Source organism: Pseudomonas kitaguniensis (assembly GCF_049199985.1).
GTDB lineage: Bacteria > Pseudomonadota > Gammaproteobacteria > Pseudomonadales > Pseudomonadaceae > Aquipseudomonas > Aquipseudomonas kitaguniensis.
The window spans coordinates 61,509-85,225 of record NZ_JBLZPT010000010.1 but is presented as its reverse complement, the minus strand read 5'-3'; the positions used below and the strand labels follow the sequence as shown (position 1 = coordinate 85,225).

20 protein-coding genes and 1 pseudogene are annotated in these 23,717 nt (G+C 60.1%); 7 read left to right on the top strand and 14 right to left on the bottom strand.

Annotation, left to right across the window (positions count from 1 at the left end; translation table 11 throughout):
• Positions 1-32: 32 nt before the first annotated feature.
• A complete protein-coding gene (locus ACOZK9_RS14575) occupies positions 33-1,313 on the bottom strand; it encodes an alkane 1-monooxygenase (protein WP_421556099.1) in 1,281 nt (426 codons plus the stop codon).
• 174 nt (positions 1,314-1,487) lie between these two features.
• Positions 1,488-2,519 carry an alpha/beta fold hydrolase gene (locus ACOZK9_RS14570; protein ID WP_421556098.1) on the bottom strand — a complete coding sequence of 344 codons (1,032 nt, stop codon included), beginning with the start codon at positions 2,517-2,519 and terminating at the stop codon, positions 1,488-1,490.
• A 194-nt stretch (positions 2,520-2,713) separates the two neighbouring features.
• On the opposite strand from ACOZK9_RS14570, the gene ACOZK9_RS14565 reads away from it, so the two are divergent.
• The 3 genes from ACOZK9_RS14565 to ACOZK9_RS14555 are packed head-to-tail and all read left to right on the top strand — an operon-like array spanning position 2,714 to position 6,003.
• The gene (locus ACOZK9_RS14565; protein WP_421556097.1) at positions 2,714-4,252 is read left to right on the top strand and encodes a flavin-containing monooxygenase; all 1,539 of its coding nucleotides are present in this window, start codon (positions 2,714-2,716) and stop codon (positions 4,250-4,252) included.
• On the top strand, positions 4,249-5,139 hold the full coding sequence (locus tag ACOZK9_RS14560; protein WP_122249478.1) for an SDR family NAD(P)-dependent oxidoreductase: 891 nt from the start codon (positions 4,249-4,251) through the stop codon (positions 5,137-5,139). The genes ACOZK9_RS14565 and ACOZK9_RS14560 overlap by 4 nt, the downstream gene beginning before the upstream one ends.
• Before the next feature lie 15 nt (positions 5,140-5,154).
• Positions 5,155-6,003 carry a metal-dependent hydrolase gene (locus ACOZK9_RS14555; protein WP_421556096.1) on the top strand — a complete coding sequence of 283 codons (849 nt, stop codon included), beginning with the start codon at positions 5,155-5,157 and terminating at the stop codon, positions 6,001-6,003.
• On the opposite strand, the gene ACOZK9_RS14550 is transcribed toward ACOZK9_RS14555, so the two are convergent.
• Complete coding sequence (locus ACOZK9_RS14550) at positions 6,000-8,072, bottom strand: EAL domain-containing protein (protein WP_421556095.1); 2,073 nt, start codon at positions 8,070-8,072, stop codon at positions 6,000-6,002. The genes ACOZK9_RS14555 and ACOZK9_RS14550 overlap by 4 nt on opposite strands.
• A 332-nt stretch (positions 8,073-8,404) precedes the next feature.
• Here ACOZK9_RS14550 and ACOZK9_RS14545 point away from each other — a divergent pair, with 332 nt between their 5' ends.
• Positions 8,405-8,659, top strand: coding sequence for a hypothetical protein (locus ACOZK9_RS14545; RefSeq protein ID WP_058414038.1), 255 nt, complete (start codon positions 8,405-8,407; stop codon positions 8,657-8,659).
• 71 nt (positions 8,660-8,730) lie between these two features.
• Positions 8,731-9,060: a DUF6388 family protein gene (locus tag ACOZK9_RS14540; protein WP_172980004.1), complete on the top strand. Its 330-nt coding sequence runs from the start codon at positions 8,731-8,733 to the stop codon at positions 9,058-9,060.
• 87 nt (positions 9,061-9,147) lie between these two features.
• Here the strand turns inward: ACOZK9_RS14540 and tssM are convergent, their stop codons facing one another.
• The 10 genes from tssM to tssC form a co-directional block, all read right to left on the bottom strand.
• Positions 9,148-12,456 (bottom strand): type VI secretion system membrane subunit TssM, encoded by a 3,309-nt coding sequence (tssM, locus tag ACOZK9_RS14535; RefSeq protein WP_421556094.1) that lies wholly within the window; start codon positions 12,454-12,456, stop codon positions 9,148-9,150.
• A 15-nt stretch (positions 12,457-12,471) separates the two neighbouring features.
• Positions 12,472-13,338 (bottom strand): type IVB secretion system protein IcmH/DotU, encoded by an 867-nt coding sequence (icmH, locus tag ACOZK9_RS14530; RefSeq protein WP_421556093.1) that lies wholly within the window; start codon positions 13,336-13,338, stop codon positions 12,472-12,474.
• Positions 13,339-13,343: 5 nt separating this feature from the next.
• Complete coding sequence (gene tssK / locus ACOZK9_RS14525; protein ID WP_421556092.1) at positions 13,344-14,672, bottom strand: type VI secretion system baseplate subunit TssK; 1,329 nt, start codon at positions 14,670-14,672, stop codon at positions 13,344-13,346.
• 1 nt (position 14,673) lies between these two features.
• Positions 14,674-15,159, bottom strand: coding sequence for a type VI secretion system lipoprotein TssJ (gene tssJ / locus ACOZK9_RS14520; protein WP_421556091.1), 486 nt, complete (start codon positions 15,157-15,159; stop codon positions 14,674-14,676).
• 5 nt (positions 15,160-15,164) lie between these two features.
• Positions 15,165-16,361, bottom strand: a complete 1,197-nt coding sequence (gene tagH, locus ACOZK9_RS14515) for a type VI secretion system-associated FHA domain protein TagH (RefSeq protein ID WP_421556090.1) — start codon at positions 16,359-16,361, stop codon at positions 15,165-15,167.
• A gap of 13 nt (positions 16,362-16,374) precedes the next feature.
• Positions 16,375-16,506, bottom strand: coding sequence for a hypothetical protein (locus ACOZK9_RS14510; protein WP_058414045.1), 132 nt, complete (start codon positions 16,504-16,506; stop codon positions 16,375-16,377).
• 149 nt (positions 16,507-16,655) lie between these two features.
• Positions 16,656-17,648, bottom strand: a complete 993-nt coding sequence (gene tssG / locus ACOZK9_RS14505) for a type VI secretion system baseplate subunit TssG (RefSeq protein WP_421556089.1) — start codon at positions 17,646-17,648, stop codon at positions 16,656-16,658.
• Positions 17,612-19,399 carry a type VI secretion system baseplate subunit TssF gene (tssF, locus tag ACOZK9_RS14500; RefSeq protein ID WP_152751637.1) on the bottom strand — a complete coding sequence of 596 codons (1,788 nt, stop codon included), beginning with the start codon at positions 19,397-19,399 and terminating at the stop codon, positions 17,612-17,614. The genes tssG and tssF overlap by 37 nt, the downstream gene beginning before the upstream one ends.
• The gene (gene tssE / locus ACOZK9_RS14495; RefSeq protein WP_058414048.1) at positions 19,389-19,808 is read right to left on the bottom strand and encodes a type VI secretion system baseplate subunit TssE; all 420 of its coding nucleotides are present in this window, start codon (positions 19,806-19,808) and stop codon (positions 19,389-19,391) included. The genes tssF and tssE overlap by 11 nt, the downstream gene beginning before the upstream one ends.
• Positions 19,805-21,280 (bottom strand): type VI secretion system contractile sheath large subunit, encoded by a 1,476-nt coding sequence (gene tssC / locus ACOZK9_RS14490; protein WP_421556088.1) that lies wholly within the window; start codon positions 21,278-21,280, stop codon positions 19,805-19,807. Before tssC ends, tssE begins: the two co-directional genes overlap by 4 nt.
• A gap of 723 nt (positions 21,281-22,003) precedes the next feature.
• On the opposite strand from tssC, the pseudogene ACOZK9_RS14485 reads away from it, so the two are divergent.
• Positions 22,004-22,087, top strand: a pseudogene (locus ACOZK9_RS14485) (Hcp family type VI secretion system effector); the annotation flags it as partial.
• A gap of 73 nt (positions 22,088-22,160) precedes the next feature.
• Here ACOZK9_RS14485 and ACOZK9_RS14480 read toward each other — a convergent pair.
• Complete coding sequence (locus ACOZK9_RS14480) at positions 22,161-22,928, bottom strand: C1 family peptidase (protein WP_421556087.1); 768 nt, start codon at positions 22,926-22,928, stop codon at positions 22,161-22,163.
• A gap of 287 nt (positions 22,929-23,215) precedes the next feature.
• Between ACOZK9_RS14480 and ACOZK9_RS14475 the strand changes: the two genes are divergently transcribed.
• Positions 23,216-23,710 carry a DUF1543 domain-containing protein gene (locus ACOZK9_RS14475; RefSeq protein WP_122249487.1) on the top strand — a complete coding sequence of 165 codons (495 nt, stop codon included), beginning with the start codon at positions 23,216-23,218 and terminating at the stop codon, positions 23,708-23,710.
• Positions 23,711-23,717 lie beyond the last annotated feature (7 nt).

The window sequence follows — 23,717 nt, the reverse complement described above, 5'->3', positions numbered from 1 at the left end:
TTCCCTGGAACTTGTTTTTATAGGGGCAACGCTTAAAACGGCTGGGCACGGTTGCTGTACTTCTCCAGGTACTTCAAACGTTGTGACGGCTGGATATGCGCCAACGTTATATCGCCGCCGTAATGATTAACCACGCGGTGGTCCATGCGCCGGCGCCACAAGTAAGGCACATAGGCCCACACAATCATGCTGGCGTAACCAAACGGAAGTTGCGGCGACTCATCAAAGTGGCGTAACGACTGATAACTGCGCGTGGGGTTCGCGTGGTGGTCGGAATGCCGCTGCAATTGGAACAGAAAGATATTGGTGACAATGCGGTTGCTGTTCCACGAGTGCAGAGGCGAGCAACGTTCATAACGACCGTTGGGCAACTTCTGCCGTTTAAGGCCGTAGTGTTCGACGTAATTCACCACTTCCAGCAGTGACACACCGTAAAGCGCCTGGATAATCAAGAACGGAATCACCGCGGTGCCCAGCCACGCAATCATCGCGCCCCACAACACCACGCTGTACAGCCACGCGCTGAGCACCGCGTTTTTCCAGTGCAATGCCGGCAGGCCGAGTTTGCGCAGGCGTTCGCGCTCAAGGTTGCACGCCGACACCGCACTGAACCACACCGAGCGCGGCAGGAACGCCCAAAAACTTTCGCCCAAACGCGAGCTGGCCGGGTCTTCCGGGGTGGCGACGCGCACGTGGTGGCCACGGTTGTGTTCGGTGTAGAAGTGCCCGTAAAACGTCGGCGCCAGAGTGACCTTGGCCAGGAATACCTCCAGCGGTTTGGGCTTGTGCCCCAGCTCGTGCGCGGTGTTGATGGCAATGCCCGTGGCGGCCCCGGTGGACATCGCCATGCCGAGGTAAGTGAAGCCGCTGATTGCGCCGTGCACCTGTGTGCGTGCGGTAATAGCCGCAGCAATTTGCGCCAGCCAATTCGACGGTTCAAGCGTTGCGCTGGCGCGCAGCAGGCCGCCGCTGATGATCCAGTCGATACCGCCAGCGGCCAGCCAGCCAGTCACCACCACTGACAGGATCACGAACAGCACGCCGGTGTAGACGATCCAGCGGTAGTAGCGTTGTGATTCGAGCTGGCTGACGGCGGACTCGGGCGGGTTGCTGCGGTCTTCACCGAGCAGGCCGTCGATCAGCGGGATCAAACCGAAGATCACCAGCACGCCGACCCACCACAATGGCTGGATGCCGGTGCTGATGGCCAGCGCGCCAGACAACAAGGGCGTCGCCAGCGGCAGGATACCCAGCCACCACAGATGGCGCTTGCCGTCGGCCCAGCGGTGCGCGGTCGCCAGCGTCTGATTCATGCCAGCCTCCGTACGCAGCGGGTCGGCAGGACAAGACGGTAGCGTGCAGTTGAGCAGGCGATAAAAGGCGTTTTTTTCATTATTTTATTCGCTCTTCGGCATTTCAAAAACTGTTTCAAATTTTACATTGAAATATTTTTTTAAATAAATAGCGCGGAATCGTTAGGTCGTCAACTATTTTTCTGCGGCGTGTAAACGTGACTCGGCAGTCTTTTTTTCGACCGTTTGATCAGGTGCCTGAAGCACCGGCCGCACGCGCCTGGCAACCTGATCCACAAGTGCCGCCACGCGTTCTGTGGCAGTGATCGGCAGCATATGGCCACGCCCTTCAACCACCCGCAGCTTCACGCCCGGCACCTTGCTCGCCAGCGCCTGGCCGTGCTTTTGGAAGTCGAGCACTTTGTCGCGCGCGCCGTAGATCAAACCAATCGGCAGGGTCAGTTGCGGGTAGCGCTCGACCATCTGCGGCAGGTGAGCGTTGACATGGTTGATCTCGGTTGAGGCTGCATAGAAGTTGTTGGGGCGCATGCCGAGCAAGCCGCCGCCGCGTGTGGCGAAGTCTGCCGGCGCGGCATCGGGCGCGAACACACCCTTGACCACCGACGCTTGGGTGAGCAGGCCAATGGGCAGCGCCAGCGTGTGTGCCAGCCAGCGCCGCAACCACGCCGGGCGCACCGCCAAGCCCAGAAACACCAGCGGCAACCGGCGTTGAGGGTGGGTCAGCGGCGCCACCAGCACCAACCCACCCACGGCATGCGGATGGTCAAGCGCCAGCGCCAAGGCCAGCGCGCCACCGAGGGAATGGCCCAGCACCAGCGGTTTATCCAGGCCCAGCGCGTTGATAAACGCGGCAATTTGCCGAGCCTGAGCCGCTAGGTCGGCGGCCGTGCCCGCGCGCCGAGTGGAATAGCCCGAACCCGGACGGTCGAGCGTGATCACCCGAAAACGCTCACGCAACTGGCCGGACAAGGCATAGGTCAGGTTGCGACTGTTGCCCATCAGCCCGTGAATCATCACCAGTGGCGGCCCACTGCCCTCCTCGCAGTAAAGAAAGCGCTCGCCGCCCACCGCCACGAAGCGCCCGTTGATCGGCACCGCCGCTTCAATGCGCCGTGTCATCCGGGCGCTGAAGGCCCACAACACCGCACTTGCGGCGGCCAGCCCGGCCACTGCGGCTCCCGCAGCACTTACCCATTCGACAGCCATCGCTTGGCCCTCTGTTTCCCGGCGCCGTTGCGCTGGCCGGACAGGCTCATAGCGTAGGTGAAATTTTTATATTTAAAATATTTTTTCAAATAATTATTTCATTTTTCCCTGGCAATGGTGTTTTATCTAAAGGCACCTGACAAACAGCGAGCACATGCGATGTCCACGAGGCGCTTACTCACGAGGCTCTGCCGATGAATGCCCACCGCGATGCAATCGACATCGCCATCATCGGGTCCGGTTTTGCCGGCCTGTGCATGGCGATCAAACTCAAAGAGGCCGGCTTCACCGACTTCTTTGTCGCCGAGCAGGCCGACAGCCTCGGCGGCACGTGGCGCGACAACCATTACCCCGGTTGCGCCTGCGATGTGCAGTCGCACGTGTATTCGTTTTCGTTTGCGCCGAACCCCAACTGGACGCGGCAGTTCGCGCCGCAAGCAGAGATCCGCGCCTACCTTGAGCAATGCGCGCAGCGTTTTGCGCTGGCGCCCTACTTGCGTTTCGGCATGGCCCTGCAACGGGCGGTGTTTGATGAGCGCGAGCAACGCTGGCACCTGAGCTTCAGCGATGGCCGCCAAGTCAGCGCGCGGGTGCTGGTGTCGGGTATGGGCGGCTTATCGCGCCCGGCGCTGCCGGATATTCCGGGGCTTGCGAGTTTCAAGGGCAAGCGCTTCCACTCCCAGCAGTGGGACCACGCCTATTCATTGAAGGGCAAACGCGTGGCGGTGATCGGCACCGGCGCCAGTGCGATTCAGTTCGTGCCGCAAATCGCCGCGCAGGTCGCGCATCTGGACGTGTTCCAGCGCACACCGCCGTGGATCATGCCCAAGCCGGACCGGCCGATTTCGCGCGTAGAGCGCTGGGCCTTCAAGCACTTGCCGTTCACGCAACGCCTGGTACGCGGGGCTTTTTACTGGGCGCTCGAAGGCCGCGTGGTCGGCTTTTCGCTGCACCCGCACCTGATGAAAATGGCGCAGAAAATCGCCCTGCGCCACCTGCACAAGCAAGTGGTGCGCCCTTCCCTGCGCAAAACCCTGACGCCGGACTACACCCTCGGCTGCAAGCGCGTGCTGATCTCCAATGATTACTACCCGGCACTCTCGCGCAGCAACGTCGAGGTGGTGACCGACAGCGTGCTGCGCATCGAAGCCGACGCGGTGATCACCGCCGACGGTATCAAGCACCCGGCCGACTGCCTGATCTTCGGCACCGGCTTTCAGGCTTCCGACCCGTTGCCACGCGGTTGCATCATCGGCCGCGACGGTATCGACCTGATGCACACCTGGCAACACGGCGCCTACGCCTACAAGGGCACCACGGTGCCGGGCTACCCCAACCTGTTCCTGATTATCGGGCCGAACACCGGCCTGGGGCACAACTCGATGGTGCTGATGATCGAGGCGCAAGTCAGCTACATTCTTGATGCGCTGCGGCGCATGCAGCAGCAGCGCATCGCCACGCTGGAGGTTAAACCGGCGGTGACGCAGGCCTACAACCAGCACTTGCAAAGCAAACTCAAGCGCAGCATCTGGAACACCGGCGGCTGCCAGAGCTGGTACCTCGACCCGCGCACCGGCAAAAACACCACGCTGTGGCCCGGCTCGACCTGGCGCTTCAAACAGCTCACCCGGCACTGCGCACTCAAAGACTATGTCGCCCACCCGCTGCCCGCCACCGCGCCGCCGCGCCCAGCCGCTACGGCGCAGGCCAGCATAGAGGGGAGCCTGTCATGAAGTCATTTAACGGCCGCGTGGCGGCCATTACCGGTGCGGCGTCCGGCATGGGCCGCGCGCTGGCCCTGGCGCTGGCGCGCGAGGGTTGCCACCTGGCCCTGGCGGACAAGAACAGCCAGGGGCTCGAACAGACCGTGGCGCTGATCAAGACCGCTACGCTGTCGCCGGTGACCATCACCACGCAGGTGCTGGATGTGTCCGAGCGCCAGGCCATGCAGGAGTGGGCCGCACGCTGCGTGGCCGAACACGGCCAGGTCAACCTGATTTTCAACAATGCCGGGGTGGCGCTGTCGAGCACCGTCGAAGGGGTGGACTACGCCGACCTGGAATGGATAATCGGTATCAATTTCTGGGGCGTGGTGCATGGCACCAAGGCGTTCCTGCCGCACTTGAAAGCCAGCGGCGATGGGCATGTGGTCAACACGTCCAGCGTGTTCGGGCTGTTTGCCCAGCCCGGCATGAGTGGCTACAACGCCAGCAAATTCGCCGTGCGCGGGTTCACCGAGTCGCTGCGCCAGGAACTCGACCTGCAACGCTGCGGCGTCTCCGCCACCTGCGTGCACCCCGGCGGCATCCGTACCGACATCTGCCGCAGCAGCCGTATCGACGCGAACATGACCGGCTTTTTGATCCACAACGAGCAACAGGCCCGCGCCGACTTTGAAAAGCTGTTTATTACCGACGCCGACCACGCCGCCAAGGTGATTCTGCAAGGTGTGCGCAACAACAAACGCCGCGTGCTGATTGGCCGCGACGCGTATTGCCTTGACTTGCTCGCGCGCTGTTTACCCGCCGCCTACCAGGCACTGGTGGTGTTCACCAGCAAACGCATGGCCGCCAAACCGCCCAAGCCTGCGTTTGAAACCCATGACGAACCTCATCACTGAACAGGAGCCCTAACGATGCTGCCCATCCGTCGCGATATACGGTTTGCCTTGCCTGCCGAACGCGTCAAAAACTGGCATGAACAAGGGCCATTCATCACGCATTTCTTCAATGCGCTGTCATTGCTGTTTCCCCAGGGCGAGCTGTTTTTCATGGACAGCGTGCGCCACTACCGCCAGCGCATCGACAACCCTGAATTAAAAAAGCAGATTCAGGGGTTTATCGGTCAAGAAGCCATGCACAGCCGCGAACACGTGGCCTACAACGAGCTGATGCAAGCCGCCGACCTGCCCGCGCGCACCCTCGACCGGCGCCTGAAAACCATCCTCGACCTGCAAAAAAAACACCTGCCGCCCGCCTTCAATCTGGCGGTGACCATCGCCCTTGAGCATTACACCGCAATGCTCGCCGAAATCCTGCTCAGCGACCCCTCGCGTTTTGGCGAGTCGCTCAAGGGTTACCGGCAAATGTGGTACTGGCACGCCCTCGAAGAGACCGAACACAAGGCCGTGGCGTTCGATGTGTGGAACCGCGTGATCAAGCCTGGCCCCGCGCGCTATCTATTGCGCACCGGGACGATGTTAATCACCACGCTGTTATTCTGGCTGGTGGTGTTTGATTTTCACCTGCGCCTATTGATCGCCGACCGCAAGGCCGGTGGGCACGTAAAGGGCTTCTGGCGCATGCTGAAGTTTTTGTACGGGCCCAAGGGTGTGTTCCCGCGCATGCTGCGGCCGTGGTTGCACTACTTCAAACCAGGCTTTCACCCGTGGGACCACGACAACCGCGCGCGGCTGGCGGACATTGACACGCTGCTCGAAGAAATCGAACAGACCCAGCGCGACTACGCCTCGCAGCCCGCTTAAACCTGCGCCGCCGCACGCTCGCGTACAAAGCCCGGCAACTGCTCGCCGGGCAAGGCTTTGCTGAAATACCAGCCCTGAATAAACAACTCGGTGCTGGTGGTGAAAAACGCCAACTGCTCGGCGGTCTCAACGCCTTCGACCACCACGCTGAGGTTCAGCGCCTCACACAGACGCAGCATGCCGGTGAGCACCTGAGCGCCCTTGGGGTCACGCTGAGCCACCACAAAACTGCGGTCGATCTTGATGAAGTCCACCGGGAATTGGTGCAAATAACTCAACGCGGAAAACCCGGTGCCGAAGTCATCAATATACACCTTGGCGCCAATCGCCTGGAGTTTGTCGATGGTCTGGCGGGTGGCCTGGATGTCGCTGACCAACGCGGCCTCGGTAATCTCCACCGACACCTGCCCATGCGCCTGGGCGAGTATTTCCACGAGGCGATCGCCGTACACCGTGTCCCTCAGGGTGGCGCTGGAGACATTAATTGTCATCGGCAAGGCAAAGCCGTCCTTTTGCCACTTCACGTACTGGCGCACCGCTTGCGAGGCCACCCACACGTCGACGTCCGGCATCAGCCGCGCTTGCTCCAGCCATTGCAGGAACTCCCACGGCGAATGCACCGTGCCTTGGTTGTCGCGGGCGCGCATCAGCGCTTCGCAGCCGGTACACAGCCCCGTACGGGTAGAGACCTGGGGCTGGAATTCGAGGTAGAACTCGTAATCGCTGATCTGCTGGATGCGGCTCAGCTCGTTGGCCTCGCGTGCGCGCGTCTGGTGCGAGGCCAACACCGGGTCCAGCTCAAGCAACCGGCCTTTCTCTTCAAGGCCGCGAAAGGTCATGTCAAACGACTTGAGGTACACCGTGCCGCCTTCACTGGCCTGGCGGTGCAGCGCACGTACATACGGCGCATACACCAGGGTGCCGATGCCCAGCAGCGCCACTTGCAGCAGCACGGCCGCCACATCCCCGTGAGTGCTGAGGTAGGCGTTCAGCAACACCGGCGCATTAAACGGTACGCTGGCGACTGCGGGTGCGACCCATCCGAGTTGCACCACGGTCAATGCCAGCATCGTGTTTAACGCCGGCACCAGCAAAAACGGAATAAACAAACGCGGGTTGAGAATAATCGGCAAGCCGAACAGCAGCACTTCGCTGACGTTGAATAACGACAGCGGCAAACTCGCCATTGCCAGCAAGCGCGTGGACCGGCTCCTGGAGAACAGCAAGATCGCCAACAGCAGGCACAACGCACCGCCGGAACCGCCGATAAACGCGAAACAGCCCAACAAGCCACTGTTGAGCGCGTATTTGACGGGTTCACTCGCGGCCAGCGCGACGCCGTTCAGCACCACGGCCTGGTCCAGCACGTCAAACAACGGTTGCAAGGCGTACAGACCGTGAATGCCGAAAAACCACAGCAGCGAATTCATCAAGGTCACAAACAAGCCGCTGCCGTATGGCGATTGCAGCACATCGAGTACCTGCGGCCCTTGCAGTTGCGCCACATAAGGAATTTGCAACAGCGACAACAGCAGCGCGACCAGCACCAACGCCGTTATCACCCCCGGCAAGACCATATTGATCGTGCCGCGCAGGTTGTGGCCTACCAGGTCTTCGTTGACCAGGCGGGTCCAGCGAAAGCGGTGCAGCCAGGCAATCGCCGGCACATTCAGCAGTGGCGAGGCGATAGCAATAAACAGCACAAACGTAGCGGCGGCCCTGGGGTAGTCACGCAGCACAAACGTGGCGATGACCACATGGGCCAGGCATAGAAAGGCCACCGGTAATTGTGGCAGGCGGTACTGGATAGCCAGCATGTAACCAATCGACGCCGCCACCAACAACGGGATCACTGAGCTGATTTGGTTATGCAGCCCGGAAAAAAAAACCACCACGTGCGCGTCCAGGCCCAGCACCCTGGCGCACTCAGCCAGAATCAAAAAGCCGGTCGACACCAGCAGGCAGGGCAAAATCCACAACAAGCCTTCACGGATGGCCCGCAACGATTCAGTGCTGGCCAAGGCCGCCAGGCGCTGAGTGAGGAAAAGTTTGAACAGCCTTTGCGCCATGACCCGTCCCTCAGTCCGTTGCTCCCTGCCCGCAGCAGGCAGCCTCAATCTGCAGCCAAGCTACACGCCCTGATAGCCCATGCGAAAGGCTTTTACCCGGCCTCGGGGCGTATTTTGAGAGCGCGCGCCGACCTTTAAGCTGATTTCTCAAAAAAAAACGAACTTTCTGACATCTTTCATCTACTAAGCCAAATCGATTGGTTACCATTGACCGTCTTCGCGGGTGTGACACGCCTTGGCGCACCGGACTCGCGACCGAAATGGGGATTGCCTGAAATGGAATCAGGCACAAAGGAGACAGGCTCATCAAAAAGCACAAGCGAAGCACCCCGATGCACTCCTTGGTTCTGACCGCCTTGCAGCTGCTGGGCTGCATGGCGTTGTTATTTGTGGTCAAGGCGGTCATCGAGCTGTTTATCGGCCCCATTGCCGAGACATGGATAGACCTGGCGCTGATACTCACCGCGTACCTGATGTTCTTCGCGTTGACGCCCTTGCAGCACTGGATGCAGCGCAGGTCGCAAAAGCGCGCGCGTCGCCGTGCGGTTCGCCGCGAGTCGACCAGCGACCGGCAATCGTCCAACTAGGCCAAGCGCCCGGTGCCTCACCCCGCCACGCTCAGCGCCCAGCGCTGCCTCACCTGAACAGGAACACGCACGTGTCGCAACCCGGTGATAATCACCAGCGCGCCCTGGACCGTTTTTTGAACGAGCACCCGGACGTCGCCACGCAACTCGACACCCTCAACCCGTTGGCCGCGCAGGTCAAGGGCGAAACCCTCGCGCAGTACCGTGCTGAACGCCTGCATGAAGCCTTCGAGGCCGAAGCGGAACAGCAAGGCCTGTTCGCGTGGGAATTGACCCTGAAACTGACCGCGCACTCCGCTGACGAGTTTGAAGCCCAGCGCCTGGAAGTGCACAAAGAAGTCGCGCAGATGGCCGGGTTGAGCTGGGATGAATATTGCAAGCTGCATGATGTGCCTGGCTGAGCCGCGCCTACCTGAACCAGGGCCGAGCGTCACGCCGGCCAACAGTGTGTCGGCAACTGCCGGGGGCGCGCGGGCTCATAAGCGGGCTCATAGTTGCTCCGGCAAGCGGAACGTGCGCCAGGTGTCCAACTGGAACGGGCTGGGCATACGCTGACTGACCAGCAGATAATTCGCCCGCAAACCGCCAAGGTCGGACTTGAGTATCTGCGCATCGCGGCCGCTGGCCGGCTCGTTTTGCATCAAGTCAAACAAGCGAAACAGCGACCACGCCCCGCTATTTTTCTCGATGCCCAGCGCCCGTGCAGCGCCGCGTTCCAATACCAGGCTGCTGCGACCATTTTCCACCGTGCTCGGCCATTCGAACGCCACTGGCACAATCGGCCCATGACGGTACTCCAACTGTTGACCGCCAAAGCTAAACACGGCCCGGCTCACCGCTTGGTCAAGGCTGTAGGGTGCCAGCGTAAATCGAACCGCCAACTGGCCCTCGCCTTCGCTGAAGAAACCTCGGCGAATGGTCTGCGCCTTGGACAACTGGTCCAGCAGTGATCGCGAGATCGGCAGGCTGCGGCCATCCAGGCTACGTAACCGGTAGCGCCCGCCGTCGGCGCTGATAAACGGCCGCAGGTACGTTTCATGGAAGCGCGCCAGCACGCCTTGCGGTTTGAAAAATTCCTCGAAATCGCTCAAGGCCACATCGCTGCTCGCGTGGGCGTTGAACGGGTAGCGTTGGCGGATGGCCTTGGCATACAGGCTGTGCACCTCACTTTGGTAGCGTTGGTTGACATGCACATACGCCTCATCGAACAAGTGGCGCCAGTTATCGTCGGCCAGGCCTTCGATCCAGCCCTTGAGTGGCAGCGGCAAGCGCGCGGCGCTGTCGCGCAACTGGCCAAACGTGTGGGGTTGCCCTTCCAGGCGGCGCTTGACCATCTGAAAAGCCGCCTGCGCAGGTGAACCTTCGCGGTTAAGTGCGGCCAGTTGCAGGTGCAATGCATCCAGCTGACGTAACGCCTGAGTCAACTCCGCCCCCGGGTTTTGCTGCTCATCCAGCAGTTGATGCAAGGGCTCGAAACGGCGCTGCAAGGCGCGTCGCGCGGCATCATCGCCGGCTTCACGGCGCTGCCCTTCCAGGCGTTCAGTCACAGGCACCAAGCGGGTGTTTTCACTCACCTGTTGCAACAGCAGCACCAATGGCGACTGCGCCGATGTGAGGCTCGCCAGCTGTTCGGTGCCCTGCCTGAGGCCATCAGTGTCGTGCAGCTTGATGCGGCTCAGCGCACGGCTCCAGGCATCGGCGTACTCGCTGAAATAGCGCTGCTCGACTTCGACCATCAACCGGCGCATATCCATCGCATTGAGGTCGGTCGCCTGCCCCAGCACCCAGTTATCCTGGACAATCGCGTTAAGCAAACGCGGGCCTTGCTTGTCGAAATACTGCACATAGCGCTTGCTGTAAAAACCCGCAATGGGCTCCTCGAGCGCCGTCAACACAGTGCCGTCCGTGAGACGGTTGGGTTGCAGGTCGCGCGACTGCTCACGCAACACGCGATACACCACATCGGCCAGCGACTCGCCACGTAACACCTGGCGCGCCTGGGCGACCAGCGCATCATCCAGCGTTGCCACAAACGGTTGCTCAAGCAGCCGCGCGAAATGTTCATTAAGGCGACGCTGCACCGCGGTCTCACCGGCAAAGCGCTCAGACCAATGGCTCGCCACACGCCCCGCCAGCCACCCGCTATCACGACGCTCGCGCAGGTTGAGCATCAGGTAGGCACGCAGGCTGTCCAACAACCGCTCGCGATCGCCCAGGCTTGCGCGCACCTGTACTTCCAGGAGCGCGGCGATTTGCGCCACCATCTGCTGCAGGCTTTGTTCATACGCACTGGCTAACAGTGGGCGAGTCACCTCGCCCTGGAACAACCCGGCGCGCTCAATCCACGGCACCTCTGCCACCGCCGGAAACACCCGCGTCGCCGCCAGCCGCGCGTCGAGTATCGGCAACAACTTCAGCGTCTCATCCGCCCCCGGCTGCGCAGGCGTAGCGGTTTTACCTAACTGTGCCAGTTGCTCCAGGCGCTGATGATTGTACGAATAGCTGTGCATCCAGAGCAGGCCTGCCGCCCCGATGAGCAAGCCTACGGTGATTGCCAACCCGGCTTGCCGCCAACCGATGCGCCGATACTCCCGTGCGTTCAGCCCGGCCAGATCAGCTTCGGCGAAAATCACCTGGTTAAACAGGCCTTGGGCAAAGCGTGAACGCCGCTCGCTCGCACTGGTGAGGTAAAAACCTCGCAAGCCATTGATGCGTTGATTGCGCTGCGCCGAGAACGCCACCTCGACAAACCCATAAAAGCGTTCGCTGAGGCGTGCAACCTGCTGCGGAAAATCGAGCATGCGGCCACGCCGCTCAACATTGCGTTCCTGATGCAAGCGCTGGATCAACTCGCCACTCAGACGCTGCAACAACGCCTCGAACGCTTGGCGCACCTGCGCCATTTGCACCCCCGCTTTGCTGATGGCAATAAGTTCACCCAGCACCTCGTCCGCGCCAGCGCCTTGGGGTGTCTCGAAGAACTCGGTAAAGCCCGGAATGCGGTCGGCCTGGGTCAGCACCAAGTACAGCGGCATATCCACATGCAGCGTCTGCTGCAGGTCTTGCAAGCGGGTGTGAATGTGCCGTGCATGCAGTTGCAGGTCATGCTCATTGCCCGCGAGCAACGCCTGCACCGACAACGCCACCACCACGCCATTCAGCGGACGTGCCCGGCGCCTGGATTTAAGCAGGCCTAACAAGGTCGACCAACCCGCCGCATCGACCGCGCTGTCGGGTTGGCTCACATAACGCCCCGCGCTCTCAACCAGAACGCCTTGATTGGCAAAATACCAGTCACAGTCAGCAGCACCGTCTGCGCTGGGCGCTGCGGTTCGGTCCAGCGGCAATTGCAAGCCGCTCGCCGCCAACAAACGGGTCTTGCCGCTGCCCTGTTTGCCGATCAGCAAGTACCACGGCAAGTCAGTGCGCCACCGCGCGCTGCGCCCAGGGTACAGGCGCGCGCTTTTCAGGCTGTGCAGCGCTTCCTTGAAGCGGCCACGCAGGTGCTTGCGCTCAGCCTCTATCGACCCCTGATGCTGGTGACGTGTGCGCTGTTCAGCGGTTGCGGAGCGCAGGGTATGGCGGGCACTCACCCTCACCATCGCCAGCCCCCACAGCAGAAACAGTGCGCTGATGGTTAACAGGCGAGCTGTAGAGCCCTGCCAGAAGCGCTGGTCGTCAATCGCCAGCAGCGGCCCGAAAAACCAGACCAGGGCTGCGCTCGACAGCACCAGTAGCAAGCTCCAAACCCAAACTATGCGCAGCCGGGCGCACGCGCCCTTGAAGAATGCGTTCATTCAATGTTCCCAGCGTTACAAGGGCGTCGGAGTCAGTTCCGGCGCCGAAGATTGAAAGGTGTGCAGCACAATTTCGCGCTCTTGCCCCAATACCCAGGCAACGCCCGAATACATGGCCAGCAAAGCGACCACAGCGAATGCCATAAACCCGCTGGCCGAGATAATCGGCAGCCGCCTGCGCCGTGTTTGCCTCGACGTGGCTGGCAGCGCCGACACCGCGAGTGGGTCGCCGCGCACCTGCCTTATCTGCCGATACAGCGCATCGCGCACCGCTTCAAGTTGCACCGCGCCTCGCTCGGCGACGCGGTATTTGCCTTCAAACCCGATCGACAGGCACAGGTAAATCAATTCCAGGATTGCCACGTGCTTGATCGGGTCGCGCGACAGGCGCTCGAGCAGTTGGAAGCACTTTTCACCGCCAAAGGTTTCGCTGTGAAAGCGGCTCAGCAAACTGATCTTCGACCAGTCGCTGCGACTGCCCCATGCGGTGGTGACCACTGCTTCGTCAATCACGCTGCACAGCACATAGCGCGCGGAAATCACCTGGCTGTTCTCCACACCGTCGTGCAGCGCATGCGCTTCGAAGCGATTGATGCTCGCGGCCAGGCGCTCATTCAGCGCTTGCAGGTTTTCCCGGCCGGCGCTGACCTTCAGTTCAACCACCTCAGACAACACGCCCCACGCGGCGGCGACCAGGCTGTTAAGGCCGACCTTGAAAGGCTGCCCACCTGAAACGGCGGCGGCATAAATCATGCGGTCTTGCAGTTGCTCGAAACGCGGCGGCGAAACGAAGTCGGTTAGCCGCCCCTGCGCCGGGCCGAGGCCGTCACGATCAAGCAAGACGGTTTTTTCATCCTGCGGGTATTCATTTTCCAGGTGCATGCTGTTCAATTCCTGATAGCCCAGAAGTTAAGCGTCAGCCCGGCAAATTCGCCGCCGACATGGAACGCAAAACCACCCGATTGCTCCAACTGCGCGACATCACGCGCACTCAGTTCGAGCATGAAATAGGTTTTACCGGCGTGAAACGGGATTTGCCGTGGCGCCACCGGCAGCGGCTTGACCTTGATACCCGCCAGGTGCAGGTTGACCAGCTCGCGAATACGCTCCACCGGGCCAATCTTGAGGTGGGCCGGTAAACGGTGACGAAGCTCTTCGGCGTCACACTGCGCGGCGACCGCCAGAATAAAGGTGGCCGTACCGAGCAACTTGAGATCACTCACAGGGCAGACCATCACGCCGTATTCGCGCTGCTGCAACGCCAACTCGATAGCGTGTTGCTCAAGGACCATCGACAGCACCGCACGCATCTGCGCCATCAGCGCGCGAAAGCTTGCGCCCTGGTCACCATGCAGGTAACGCAGCTCCAGGCAGGCGCGTTTGCTGTCACTGGCAAACGTCGACAGCTCGCCCAGAATGGCCAACAGCGCACGGTACAACGCCTCGGCACGCACTTGCGCCTGCGCCAGGTAGTGACGCAACACCGGCTCGGTGCGATTGATCAATTGCAACATCAGAAAGTCGCCCACCTCGGCACTCGCGGTCGCGCCCTTGCCGCGAATGCGCTCGGCAATCGCATCACCCCGGCTGGCGAGCAGGCTGATCACTTCTTTAAGGCATGACGATACAAAACCCGAGCCCTGCAGATGGATGAACGTCGGCACAAAATCAGTATCGATTCTGATCCCCTCTTCGCTGGAGGCGTCCAACACCTGCGCAATTTTCAGCTTCACGTAGGCCTGATCACTCGGTTGCTCGCCCAGCAACAGGCGAAAGTCGGGCCGTGCACAACTGATCCGGCAACTGGAATCGAGGGCGGTGTTTGAGTCACCGACGTCGATGTCGCTGATGATGTAGCGCGCCAATACGTCGCGCTGCCCCGGCGTGCGGGTTTCCACCTGATTGCCGGTTGCCATCGGCAGGGCCAGGTAAACCGCTTGCCTTCCCGAGCTGGCCGGCACGTCCAACACCAGAGGTTGCATGGCCGTGGTCAGTTCGAACAGGCTGCCGTCAGGCAATACGCCGCTGGCGTGATTGACCACCAGCTTGCCCATGTTGAGGTACTGCACGTCGATGTCCAGGGCCAGAAAACCCCAGGCGTCACTGCCCAGCAAACGAGTGCGGTTGAGCTGCTGATCGTAGTAACGATCGCTGTGTTGCAGGTGCTGCGGGCGCAGCAACATGCCTTCCTGCCAGATAACCTTATGAACGTGCATATCACTTCTCCGCCAGGCCAACGTGTGGGTCAGCCAGGCGAATACCCGACTCATCAAGCACCAGATGCGCTCGCGTCACTTGCTGTGGGGTCAACGCCAGTACCCATCGCCATTGCACATGGGGCAAGTCGCGGTAAGCCGCGACTACCCCGACGTAGCGACTTTGCGGCTCGCTCCTGAGCTTGAATGTCAGGTGCTCGCCGGGACGCAACTCCAGCTCCTCGCTGCGCGCCCAGTCTTTGCTCAGCGCCAGCTCGGCACGCTCATACAGGCTGAAAAAATCCGCGTGTTCGAAGGCAACCGGGTGCTTCAACTCAAGCAGGTGCACTACCACCGGCGAGGGGCGCCCGTTGAGGTCGGGGTTAAGCTGTTCGCTGGCAGTCAACGTCAGGTCGAGTTTGGTCAACGTCGAAAACGGTGACAGGCTGCTGCACCCCGCCAGCAAACCCATGACGACCCACATCAGCGCAACGCTGGCGCGGTTCATCAGCGTCATCCTGAGTACCCGGCGAACAACGCGCCGGCCAACCGCACCTGCTCCTCGTAAGCGTTGATGAAGTCGGGGTGCACTGCCTGCGCACTCAACGCTTGCTCGTCAACCAGCCGTTGGTAGTGCCGCTGGTAGGCGCGCCAATGCGCCCCGTCGGCAAAAAACCTGGAGGGCGTGGCGTCACGTTCAAAGCAACGCAGCAAGTGGCCAGGCGCAAACGCCGCCTGCGCCGTGCGCGCCATCGTGCGGCTCGCTACCAGCAGGGCGACCTGGTGCACTTGCAGCTCCCGGCAGACTTGCGCAATGGCCACCTCGGCACTCGGTTGCGCCGACTCGGCGGTGCCCAGCAACGCTGCCAAAGCCGCCTCGACATCCACACTTTCATGCAGCGGGTTGGGGTTTTTGCGCGGCGGGCCAGTGCCGCCCAGGTTCAGCTCATGCTTGAGTTCCTGGTGCGTTCGCAGGCTCTGTTGCAGACCGCTGATGGCGTGCCTCAGCGCACGCGCCGCGTTGATTGCCAACGCCTCACGGCCAGCCGTATCAAGTGTATCCAGGCAGATGCCCAGCGCCTGCGCGAACTGCGCCCAGAAGGTTTCGTCGACGTGGGCCGCAGACACACGCGGCCGCACAGGTTCCACCGCTGGCGGGGGAATCGCCAGTGTGGGTATCGCCAGATGTTCCTGCGCCACTGAGCCACGCTGCGCCCATGTCGCGCAGACGTCGGTTGGCAAGGTCAACGCATCCAGTTCAGCCGAGGATGCCTGTTGCAGCGCTTGGCGGTCGAGGGCGTGAAGCGGGTCCAGGCCCAGGTGCGCGTCGTCCGGGATCACCGCACGTTCGGCGCAGGGCACTGGGACCTGCAGCGGCGCCCTTTCGGCCACGCGCTCAACCAGCCGCGCACGCAGGGCGAACGGCCCCAGTTGGAACGCATCGCCCTCAACGATCAAGTGCGCCTGGCCTTTTTGCAGCGGCTTGCCGCTGCCCGCGAAGCGGATACCGTTGCTGCTGATGTCGGTCAAAAAGTACCGCTGATCACGGTGGCTGACCAACCCATGGTGGTTTGACAGTAATCGGCTGGGGTCCGGGATAACCCAGTCGCAACCAGCCCCCCGCCCCACTACGCCGCCTACGCCGTCAAACACTTTACGCAGTGACGGTTCACGGCCTCCGGTATCACACACCTCAAGCACTAATTGCATGGCAGGCCCCTCTTCATTGGCCGCGCTGGGTCACTTGGGGATCACCCAAGGGACGATAGTCAGCATCATCAAACACGTAATTGGCGTTACAGCCGCTCAACAAACACAGCACAAGCACCAAGGCTTGCCACGGACGGTCAGGCATCAGGTATCTCCCATGAAGATGCGGCCGGCGGCGAAGCGCAGGTTCCACAGATAGGTCATTCAGCATTCCCCGCAGGCTGCGCGGCCCTTACCGGCCGGCCCTGTGCGAACCCGTTGTTGCAGCTTTACAGTAATCATATGCATCAGCCCCTAATGAGTATTTGCGCCGAGGGTGACCACGCCGTCGGCACTCTCGTGCCCCAGCCAACTGGTCCACCCGAGGCGACAGACGTTGCGTTCACCGATATGCAAAGGCTTCACCTCGCCTGCGGCCAACCCCAGGCGTACGTCGTATTCCAAAGGGCCTCTTGCCGTTAGCCGAACCATTGAACACAGCGGCCTGTAAGCGCTGCCGTCAGGCAGGAATTGGTGAAAGCGCTGCCAACTCAAGCCCTGCACATGCACCCGGAATTTGCCGCTGCGGTCGGCGACCCGATGCCCCAGCAACAGGTCCTCGCCGAGCACGTTATTCGCCGCACCCAGTCGATTGCGTTGCGCGTGGTCGATAATCACGCTGCGTTCAACCCATTGCTCGATGAACACACCACCGAGCGTGAAGTAGTGACGCAGTACGGTTTCGATCAGCGCGCCCGAATGCGCGCGCAGGCTCAGCAGCCCGAGGCAGGGCAGCAGGCGTTTGCAGTCAAGGTGCGCAGCGTCACGAATCTGCCGACTGCCCAAGCCGACCAATGCAAACATCTGCTCGGAAAACGCATCGCTGGCGCCCTCGCGAAAACACGCCCGATAGCGATATTTACGCCAGATCGGCAACATCAGCCGATGCAAGCGGTGGTGGAACACGTCCAGAAAGTCGCGCGTGGTGCTGCCGCCCGTCTGCTCTTGATAAAACGCAGGCAGTGGCGAGCCGGCACCCAACAAGCCGAGCACGTTGAGGCGAAGGCGCGCGCGTAATTGATGACGTTCGAGAAAAAACTCCACGCGATCGATGTCGTGCCCAGGGAAGCCCAAACCCGGGTTGGCCTGGAACTCGATGTGGTCGTACAGGGCGTCGTCATCGAGCAACGGGTGGGCGTCGCGCAGGCGTTCGATCACCTGCAATACCGCCTGAAACAGCGAGTACTCACGGATCACCCGCGTCAGTTCGGTTAAAGCAGGGGCTGCTGGCCCATCCGGGGTGGCCATAGGTACACGTCTCCTTGTGTGCTGGTGACCCGCAGTTCGTGGTACGAATTCAGGTTGGCGTAAAGGGCAAAAAACTCATTCAGGGCCGAGGCGAAAACAAACAGGTCGCCCTGGCCTGCGAAGCCGTTGGCGTCAATGTTCAGGTCGACGCGTAAACCGCGGATCGGCAGCCCGCGATACATGCGGTCGACCGCTGCATGGCTGACGCTGCTTAACGCATCCAGCTTTCGCTGGCTGACGTTGTGCGCCTGGCGGTCGTGATAACTCGGCACGTCGTACGTTTCGAGGATGACTTTGAGGGCACGGGTGTCGGTCAATGACAGGTAGTTGAGCGACATGTTGCTGATCAGCTTCCACAGAAAGTCCTGGTCCAGCGGCGGTGCGAAACTCGCGGTCGGTACGCTGATATTGCGAAACGACAGAAACGCCGGCGTCTGCTCGCACGACTGGTTGATCTGCCCCACCTGCAACTGCCGTGGCACGTTGTGGTTGGTGCACGTCAGCTCGACCGACAGCGTTTCCTGAGCCTGCCTGGGGCCAATGCCAACACTCAACCAGGTATCCAGTTCGGCGTGTTGCACCGACGAGCGTTGGCGAATGCTGTAGCTGGGCGCACCCGCCAAGCCGCCACCTTCGCGGTCATGCTCAAACGATTCGAACGGCACATACGCCTGGTAACCCAGCCCGCCGGGTCGCCAGCCGGTCACGCGGTCAACCGAAAACACCTCGGCGTTACCGCGTGCAAACCCACCGGGTACCAGCAGGTATTCATCTTGCTTGCCGTCGAGGCGAATCGGCACCGCGTCCTGCTTGAACAGGTTGACGATTGGCGTGCAATACAGCTTTACGTTGTCCAGGCTGGGCGACTGCGGCTGATGTTCGGCGGTGCGCAGTTCAAATCGCAGCTCCACACTCCGCGCCTGCTTGAGCAATTCGTGAGGCAACGATTGCAATGCATCGAAGCCCGTCACATCAACGAACAGGTACTTGTCGGGAAACGCAAAATATTCCTGCAAATGCCGGTAACCGTGAAAGGTGTTCGGCGGATAGGGAATAAGCGCCTGATCCGCGTCAAACCCCACGGGCTGTACCTGGCTCGCGGCAAGGCGCAGCGATAACGCTTGCCCATCGCCTGCGTGTATCGGGCGCCCCTCGTGGTCAAGCAGCAGCAGTTGAATGCCGTCCAGATGCCGCAACAGGCTCAGGTACAAACCCTGGCTGACAGCTCGCTCACCCGCCAGGTGCAAGCGCAATCGGTCGAATGACCACTCGCCGAAATGGCCCTCGGCGCTCATCTCCAGGCGCAGGTTAAGCAGTGTACGGGGGCCTTGAGGCAGGTACTCCAGGCGGCTCAGTTGTAACGGCATGACCTGGGTCGCGTAGCAGGTGCGAAAGCGGCAGCGCTCACCGTTGACCGGCACGCTTTCAACCGTCGTATCCCGATCAACGCGCACCGTGGCGCACGCGTGTTTCAGCGGCTCAAACTGCAAGATGCTGAAAGCCGGTAATGGCCGCATATAATTGGGCCACAGCAAATGCATCAGCGAATGCGTCAACTCGGGAAGCTCGTCAGCCAGCTTCTGGCGCAAGCGCCCGGTCAGGAACGCAAAACCCTCCAGCAAGCGCTCTACATCCGGGTCCTGGCCCGCATCGGCGAGAAACGGCGCCAACGCGGGGTTGCGTTCAGCGAACCGCCGCCCCTGTGTGCGCAAGGCACTCAGCTCACTTTGGTAAAAGCGGTTAAAGGCCATCAGGTAATACCTCGACGCACCCGCCGCCACTCAACCGCGCATTGAACACAACCGCTTGCAACACACCGTCGATGACCAGCGCCGCCTCAATCACAAAGGCCAAGGCCAAAGGGTCGCAAGCCTCCGGCAAGGCGATGACACGCACCTTGCTCAAACGCGGTTCATAGGCCTGGATAAAACGTTCAATCGACAGGCGCGATTGGGTTAATGATTCATGCAGGCTCAAGCGCATATCGTTGAGGTCGGGCAGCCCGTAGTCAGGCAGCGCCAGCACACTGCCGGCACGTGTGCCGAGCATGTTCTGCAGGTGCCTGGCCACCGACGTCAGGCTGTCGACCTGCGCGGGTATACGGCCTTCGAGGCGCTCGAAAAGGCTGCGATAATCGGGTATCCCCTGAGCTTTTCTCATGCTTTGTCGAGTTTGCCGACCAGCGACAACGTGAAGTCCGCGCCCATGTACTTGAAGTGCGGCCGTACGCTGAGGTTGACGCGGTACCAGCCAGGCTCGCCTTCAACATCACTCACCGCGATACGCGCAGCGCGCAACGGGCGCCGCCCGCGCACTTCGGCGCTGGGGTTTTCCTGGTCGGCGACGTACTGGCGGATCCATTTATTGAGCTCCAGCTCAAGGTCGGTACGTTCCTTCCACGCGCCCAATTGCTCGCGCTGCAGTACCTTGAGGTAATGGGCCAGGCGATTGACCACCATCATGTACGGCAACTGTGTGCCCAGGCGGTAATTCAACTCGGCGGCTTTGCCCTCGGCACTCACGCCGAAACTTTTCGGTTTCTGCGCAGAGCTGGCAGAAAAGAACGCCGCGTTATCGCTGCCCTTGCGCAGGGTCAGGGCAATAAAACCTTCTTGGGCGAGTTCGTACTCGCGGCGGTCCGAAACCAGCACTTCGGTAGGAATCTTGGTTTCGATTTGACCCATGCTCTGGAAGTGATGCAGGGGCAAATCCTCCACCGTGCCACCGCTCTGCGGGCCAATAATGTTTGGGCACCAGCGGTAACGCGCAAAGCTGTCGGTTAATCGCGTGGCAAACGCGAAGGCGGTATTGCCCCACAGGTAATGCTCGTGGCTGTTGACCACGTTTTCCTGATAGGCAAAGGTTTTGACCGGGCATTCAAAGGGGTCGTAAGGGGTTCGCAACAGGAAACGCGGCACCGTCAGGCCTAAATAACGCGCATCTTCGCTCTGACGAAAGCGTTGCCATTTGGCAAATTGGGGGCCTTCGAAATGATCCTTGAGATCCTTCAGGTCAGGCAGGTCGGTAAAGCTTTCCAAACCGAAAAACCCAGGCCCGGCCGCAGCAATAAACGGCGCATGGGCCATGCTGGCCACACTCGACACGTACTGCATCAGCTTTACATCCGGCGCGCCGGGCGACAGAAAGTAGTTGGCAATAATCGCGCCCACCGGCTGCCCACCGAACTGGCCGTACTCGGCACTGTAGATATGTTTGTAGAGCCCGGACTGAGTGATTTCCGGCGAGTCTTCGAAGTCGTCCAGCAGGTCACGCCGTGAAACATTCAGCAGTTCGATCTTGATGTTTTCACGGAAGTTGGTGCGGTCGACGAGCAATTGAAGCCCCCGCCAGGCAGACTCCAGTGCCTGGAAATCCGGGTGATGCAGAATCTCATCGATTTGCAGGCTGAGTTTCACGTCGATCTCGGCAATCATTCGATCAACCAGGCGTTTTTTCACCGGTTCGCCGCGGTTCTGCGGCTTGAGCAGCTCTTCGATAAACGCAGCGACACCCCGCCTGGCAATGCCGTACGCCTCGTCATCCACGCTCAAAAACGTCTGCGCAATGATGCTGTCGAGCATGCTGTGTTCGTCAGCGGTTCGAGCCGGTAGCAACTGCGGTCGGGTGTTCATGGTGTCAGTGTCCTTTTACTGAGAATGTCAGGCGCAGAGCGCGCTTAACCCAAGCTCGCCAATACCCGAGCACGGGAATCGTCATCTGCCAGCGCCTACTCGATGGGCGTGTTTTTCGTTATCTATTGCAGGCTGCCCAGTTCCAACTCCAGGAATGGGTACTCACTTGAAACCTATATATCGCTGCTGGCAATATTACGTTGCGAGCAGGGCAATACAGCAAGTTCAAGGTAATAAGCACACACAGCACCTGAGTAACCCATGACTGCGCCACGTCCGAAATAAAATAATAAGTGCCTCACTGATACAACTTCAGACGCGCAGCCTGATGCGTTTAACGCCGTGTAGAGCGTTTGCAGAAGTGAGCAAACCTTAGCCATGCCAAAAGCATTCAGCAAGTGCCCGACCAGCACTTAAGCAATTCCCTACAGCCCATACAAACAAAGCCCTACGCAGGATGTTGCGCAGCGTAGCCGCGCCTCGACAACTCAGTTCATCCTGATACTCAAACGCCAGGCGCAGGCACAGCATGAGCCAATAACTGCACACGGGCGCGCAAGCCATTTCATTTAAAGCACCCGAGCAGCGTTTAAACTTACGTCAATACAATGCGCCCAATTTGGCTACCCTCTGGTTTTATCAGGGCTCGCAATTAAGGGTGTATAAGCCTTTAATGATCTGCACCGTCTTCGATCAATCATCATCACGCATGTGGAAAATATGCACTTCAGCTATCGCAAGATCATCTGGACGCACGAACTGGCCGGTACTTGCGGATGGGACGACTGGCGCAGCCCGGTCGCTGGCGAGCCCAGGATGAGGCAAAAACGGCCACCGGGGACGGCGCCGTTTCTGCCCGCGGGTGATGCCATTACCAGCGCTAGGCCGCGACAATCCTGATGGTCCAAAAGTCTGAGGATAAATTCTCATCCATGAGGTAACCGTACGGCAATGTGCCGTAGCCTTTCATTCCCCAGGCGTCTCCCCAGGAATTACGGATAATAAAACGCTGCTTTGCATCGTCATAACCCACCGCGAGTACGCAGTGCCCTCCGAGCATTTTTTCGGTCGATGCGGGCATTGGCACAATGCTAGTTTTTGTCACTTCCTCGCTTTCCAAACTTTCGTAAACAGAAAATCCCAACACGAACGGGTAGCCGGCGGCCAGGCAGCCTTTCATCTGATTCAGGTTTTGAGCCACTTTTTGATATTGAACTGCCTTATATTTTTTTGCATCGGTATAGCACTTCTGCGGTGGCTTTACGGTGAACTTCGTAATATCGTAAGGCCACTCCGACTCAGGGCAATCGCCTTGCACGCCGACGCTCTTTATTCCCGTACGGATCATCGCTCCGCTGTCTGAGTCGACGGTGTGTTCAATCACACGTTCGTTGTAATAAATGAACAACCGGGAGGGTTCAAACAGCGGCGTAAGCTTTTGCTTCATGCGATCAAATTGAATCGCTCCGGCAATCCCGTTTGCAGTGCAACTGCCCAGCTGGCCTTGGTTGTAGACCGGCGGGCACTGGGGTCGAAGGTCAACCGAAGGCGGCAGTGCCGCCAACATCGCGGGGGGCGCAGCATACAAATGATCGCGGTGATCGGGTAAGTCACGAATCCAGCCATACTGCTTCACTGTGTACGCCATCGATATTATCCTCGTAATGTAATAGTCAGAAAAATATAGGCCAGCTTTATAAGCACACGCCTCTAGCGTAAATGAGTGCAGGCTTAAAAAACCAGCAGGTAACCGTAAGCTCGGGCGTTAATCAAATCAATTAAAACGTGATGACGGTTTTATGACGGATCGCTAACAGGTCATTATAAAGTTTTATAAAAACAGCGACTTTGCAAGTCGCTTAATCGAAGTGACCGGACAAAAAGCTTCAATCGACGTATCGTTAGCCTTTGCCATGTCGCCAGGAAGAACCTGCAATGCTGTTTGTCGTCATGCTCGGGGGTAAACACCCACGGGCTAAAATTGAAGTTCACGATGTGATGTTCGCGGTAGCGGACACGCTGCAAGCCACTTACCCGCAATTGCGCGAAGAATGGTTCGGCAGCCCCAAGGGTGTGCATGTCGATTCATGGATGGCGGTCGATGGCGTCGACGGCTGGAAGGTCGAAGTCAGCCACCTGGCGCCCCAGGCGGATGCGCAACGCCTGTACTTCATCAACCTCGGCGGCTATGAAGCCAACGCGTTTGGCGAGGCCCATCATTACCTGTTGGTGGTCGCCCGCAACAAACGCGAAGCCACCAGCAAGGGCAAGCAGCAGATGTTGCGCCACTGGTCCCAGGCCCACACCGACGCGGTGATGGATATTGACGACTGCCTGCCGATTGACCTGGTAGACGGTCGCTATATTCACCTGGTGCAAGGCGTGCATAGGCCGATTATTCAGCAAAACGACTATATCGTCCTGGCCTGATGCTGCT

Bases quoted from the DNA above. Each gene is read 5' to 3' on its own strand.
- ACOZK9_RS14545 (WP_058414038.1), top strand. From the start codon at position 8,405: ATGCACTCCTTGGTTCTGACCGCCTTGCAGCTGCTGGGCTGCATGGCG.
- tssF (WP_152751637.1), bottom strand. From the start codon at position 19,399: ATGGCCTTTAACCGCTTTTACCAAAGTGAGCTGAGTGCCTTGCGCACA.
- ACOZK9_RS14560 (WP_122249478.1), top strand. From the start codon at position 4,249: ATGAAGTCATTTAACGGCCGCGTGGCGGCCATTACCGGTGCGGCGTCC.
- tssC (WP_421556088.1), bottom strand. From the start codon at position 21,280: ATGAACACCCGACCGCAGTTGCTACCGGCTCGAACCGCTGACGAACAC.
- ACOZK9_RS14555 (WP_421556096.1), top strand. From the start codon at position 5,155: ATGCTGCCCATCCGTCGCGATATACGGTTTGCCTTGCCTGCCGAACGC.
- ACOZK9_RS14480 (WP_421556087.1), bottom strand. From the start codon at position 22,928: ATGGCGTACACAGTGAAGCAGTATGGCTGGATTCGTGACTTACCCGAT.
- tssK (WP_421556092.1), bottom strand. From the start codon at position 14,672: ATGCACGTTCATAAGGTTATCTGGCAGGAAGGCATGTTGCTGCGCCCG.
- ACOZK9_RS14575 (WP_421556099.1), bottom strand. From the start codon at position 1,313: ATGAATCAGACGCTGGCGACCGCGCACCGCTGGGCCGACGGCAAGCGC.
- tssJ (WP_421556091.1), bottom strand. From the start codon at position 15,159: ATGAACCGCGCCAGCGTTGCGCTGATGTGGGTCGTCATGGGTTTGCTG.
- tssM (WP_421556094.1), bottom strand. From the start codon at position 12,456: ATGAACGCATTCTTCAAGGGCGCGTGCGCCCGGCTGCGCATAGTTTGG.
- icmH (WP_421556093.1), bottom strand. From the start codon at position 13,338: ATGCACCTGGAAAATGAATACCCGCAGGATGAAAAAACCGTCTTGCTT.
- ACOZK9_RS14550 (WP_421556095.1), bottom strand. From the start codon at position 8,072: ATGGCGCAAAGGCTGTTCAAACTTTTCCTCACTCAGCGCCTGGCGGCC.
- tagH (WP_421556090.1), bottom strand. From the start codon at position 16,361: ATGCAATTAGTGCTTGAGGTGTGTGATACCGGAGGCCGTGAACCGTCA.
- ACOZK9_RS14570 (WP_421556098.1), bottom strand. From the start codon at position 2,519: ATGGCTGTCGAATGGGTAAGTGCTGCGGGAGCCGCAGTGGCCGGGCTG.
- ACOZK9_RS14475 (WP_122249487.1), top strand. From the start codon at position 23,216: ATGCTGTTTGTCGTCATGCTCGGGGGTAAACACCCACGGGCTAAAATT.
- tssE (WP_058414048.1), bottom strand. From the start codon at position 19,808: ATGAGAAAAGCTCAGGGGATACCCGATTATCGCAGCCTTTTCGAGCGC.
- ACOZK9_RS14565 (WP_421556097.1), top strand. From the start codon at position 2,714: ATGAATGCCCACCGCGATGCAATCGACATCGCCATCATCGGGTCCGGT.
- ACOZK9_RS14510 (WP_058414045.1), bottom strand. From the start codon at position 16,506: ATGCCTGACCGTCCGTGGCAAGCCTTGGTGCTTGTGCTGTGTTTGTTG.
- tssG (WP_421556089.1), bottom strand. From the start codon at position 17,648: ATGGCCACCCCGGATGGGCCAGCAGCCCCTGCTTTAACCGAACTGACG.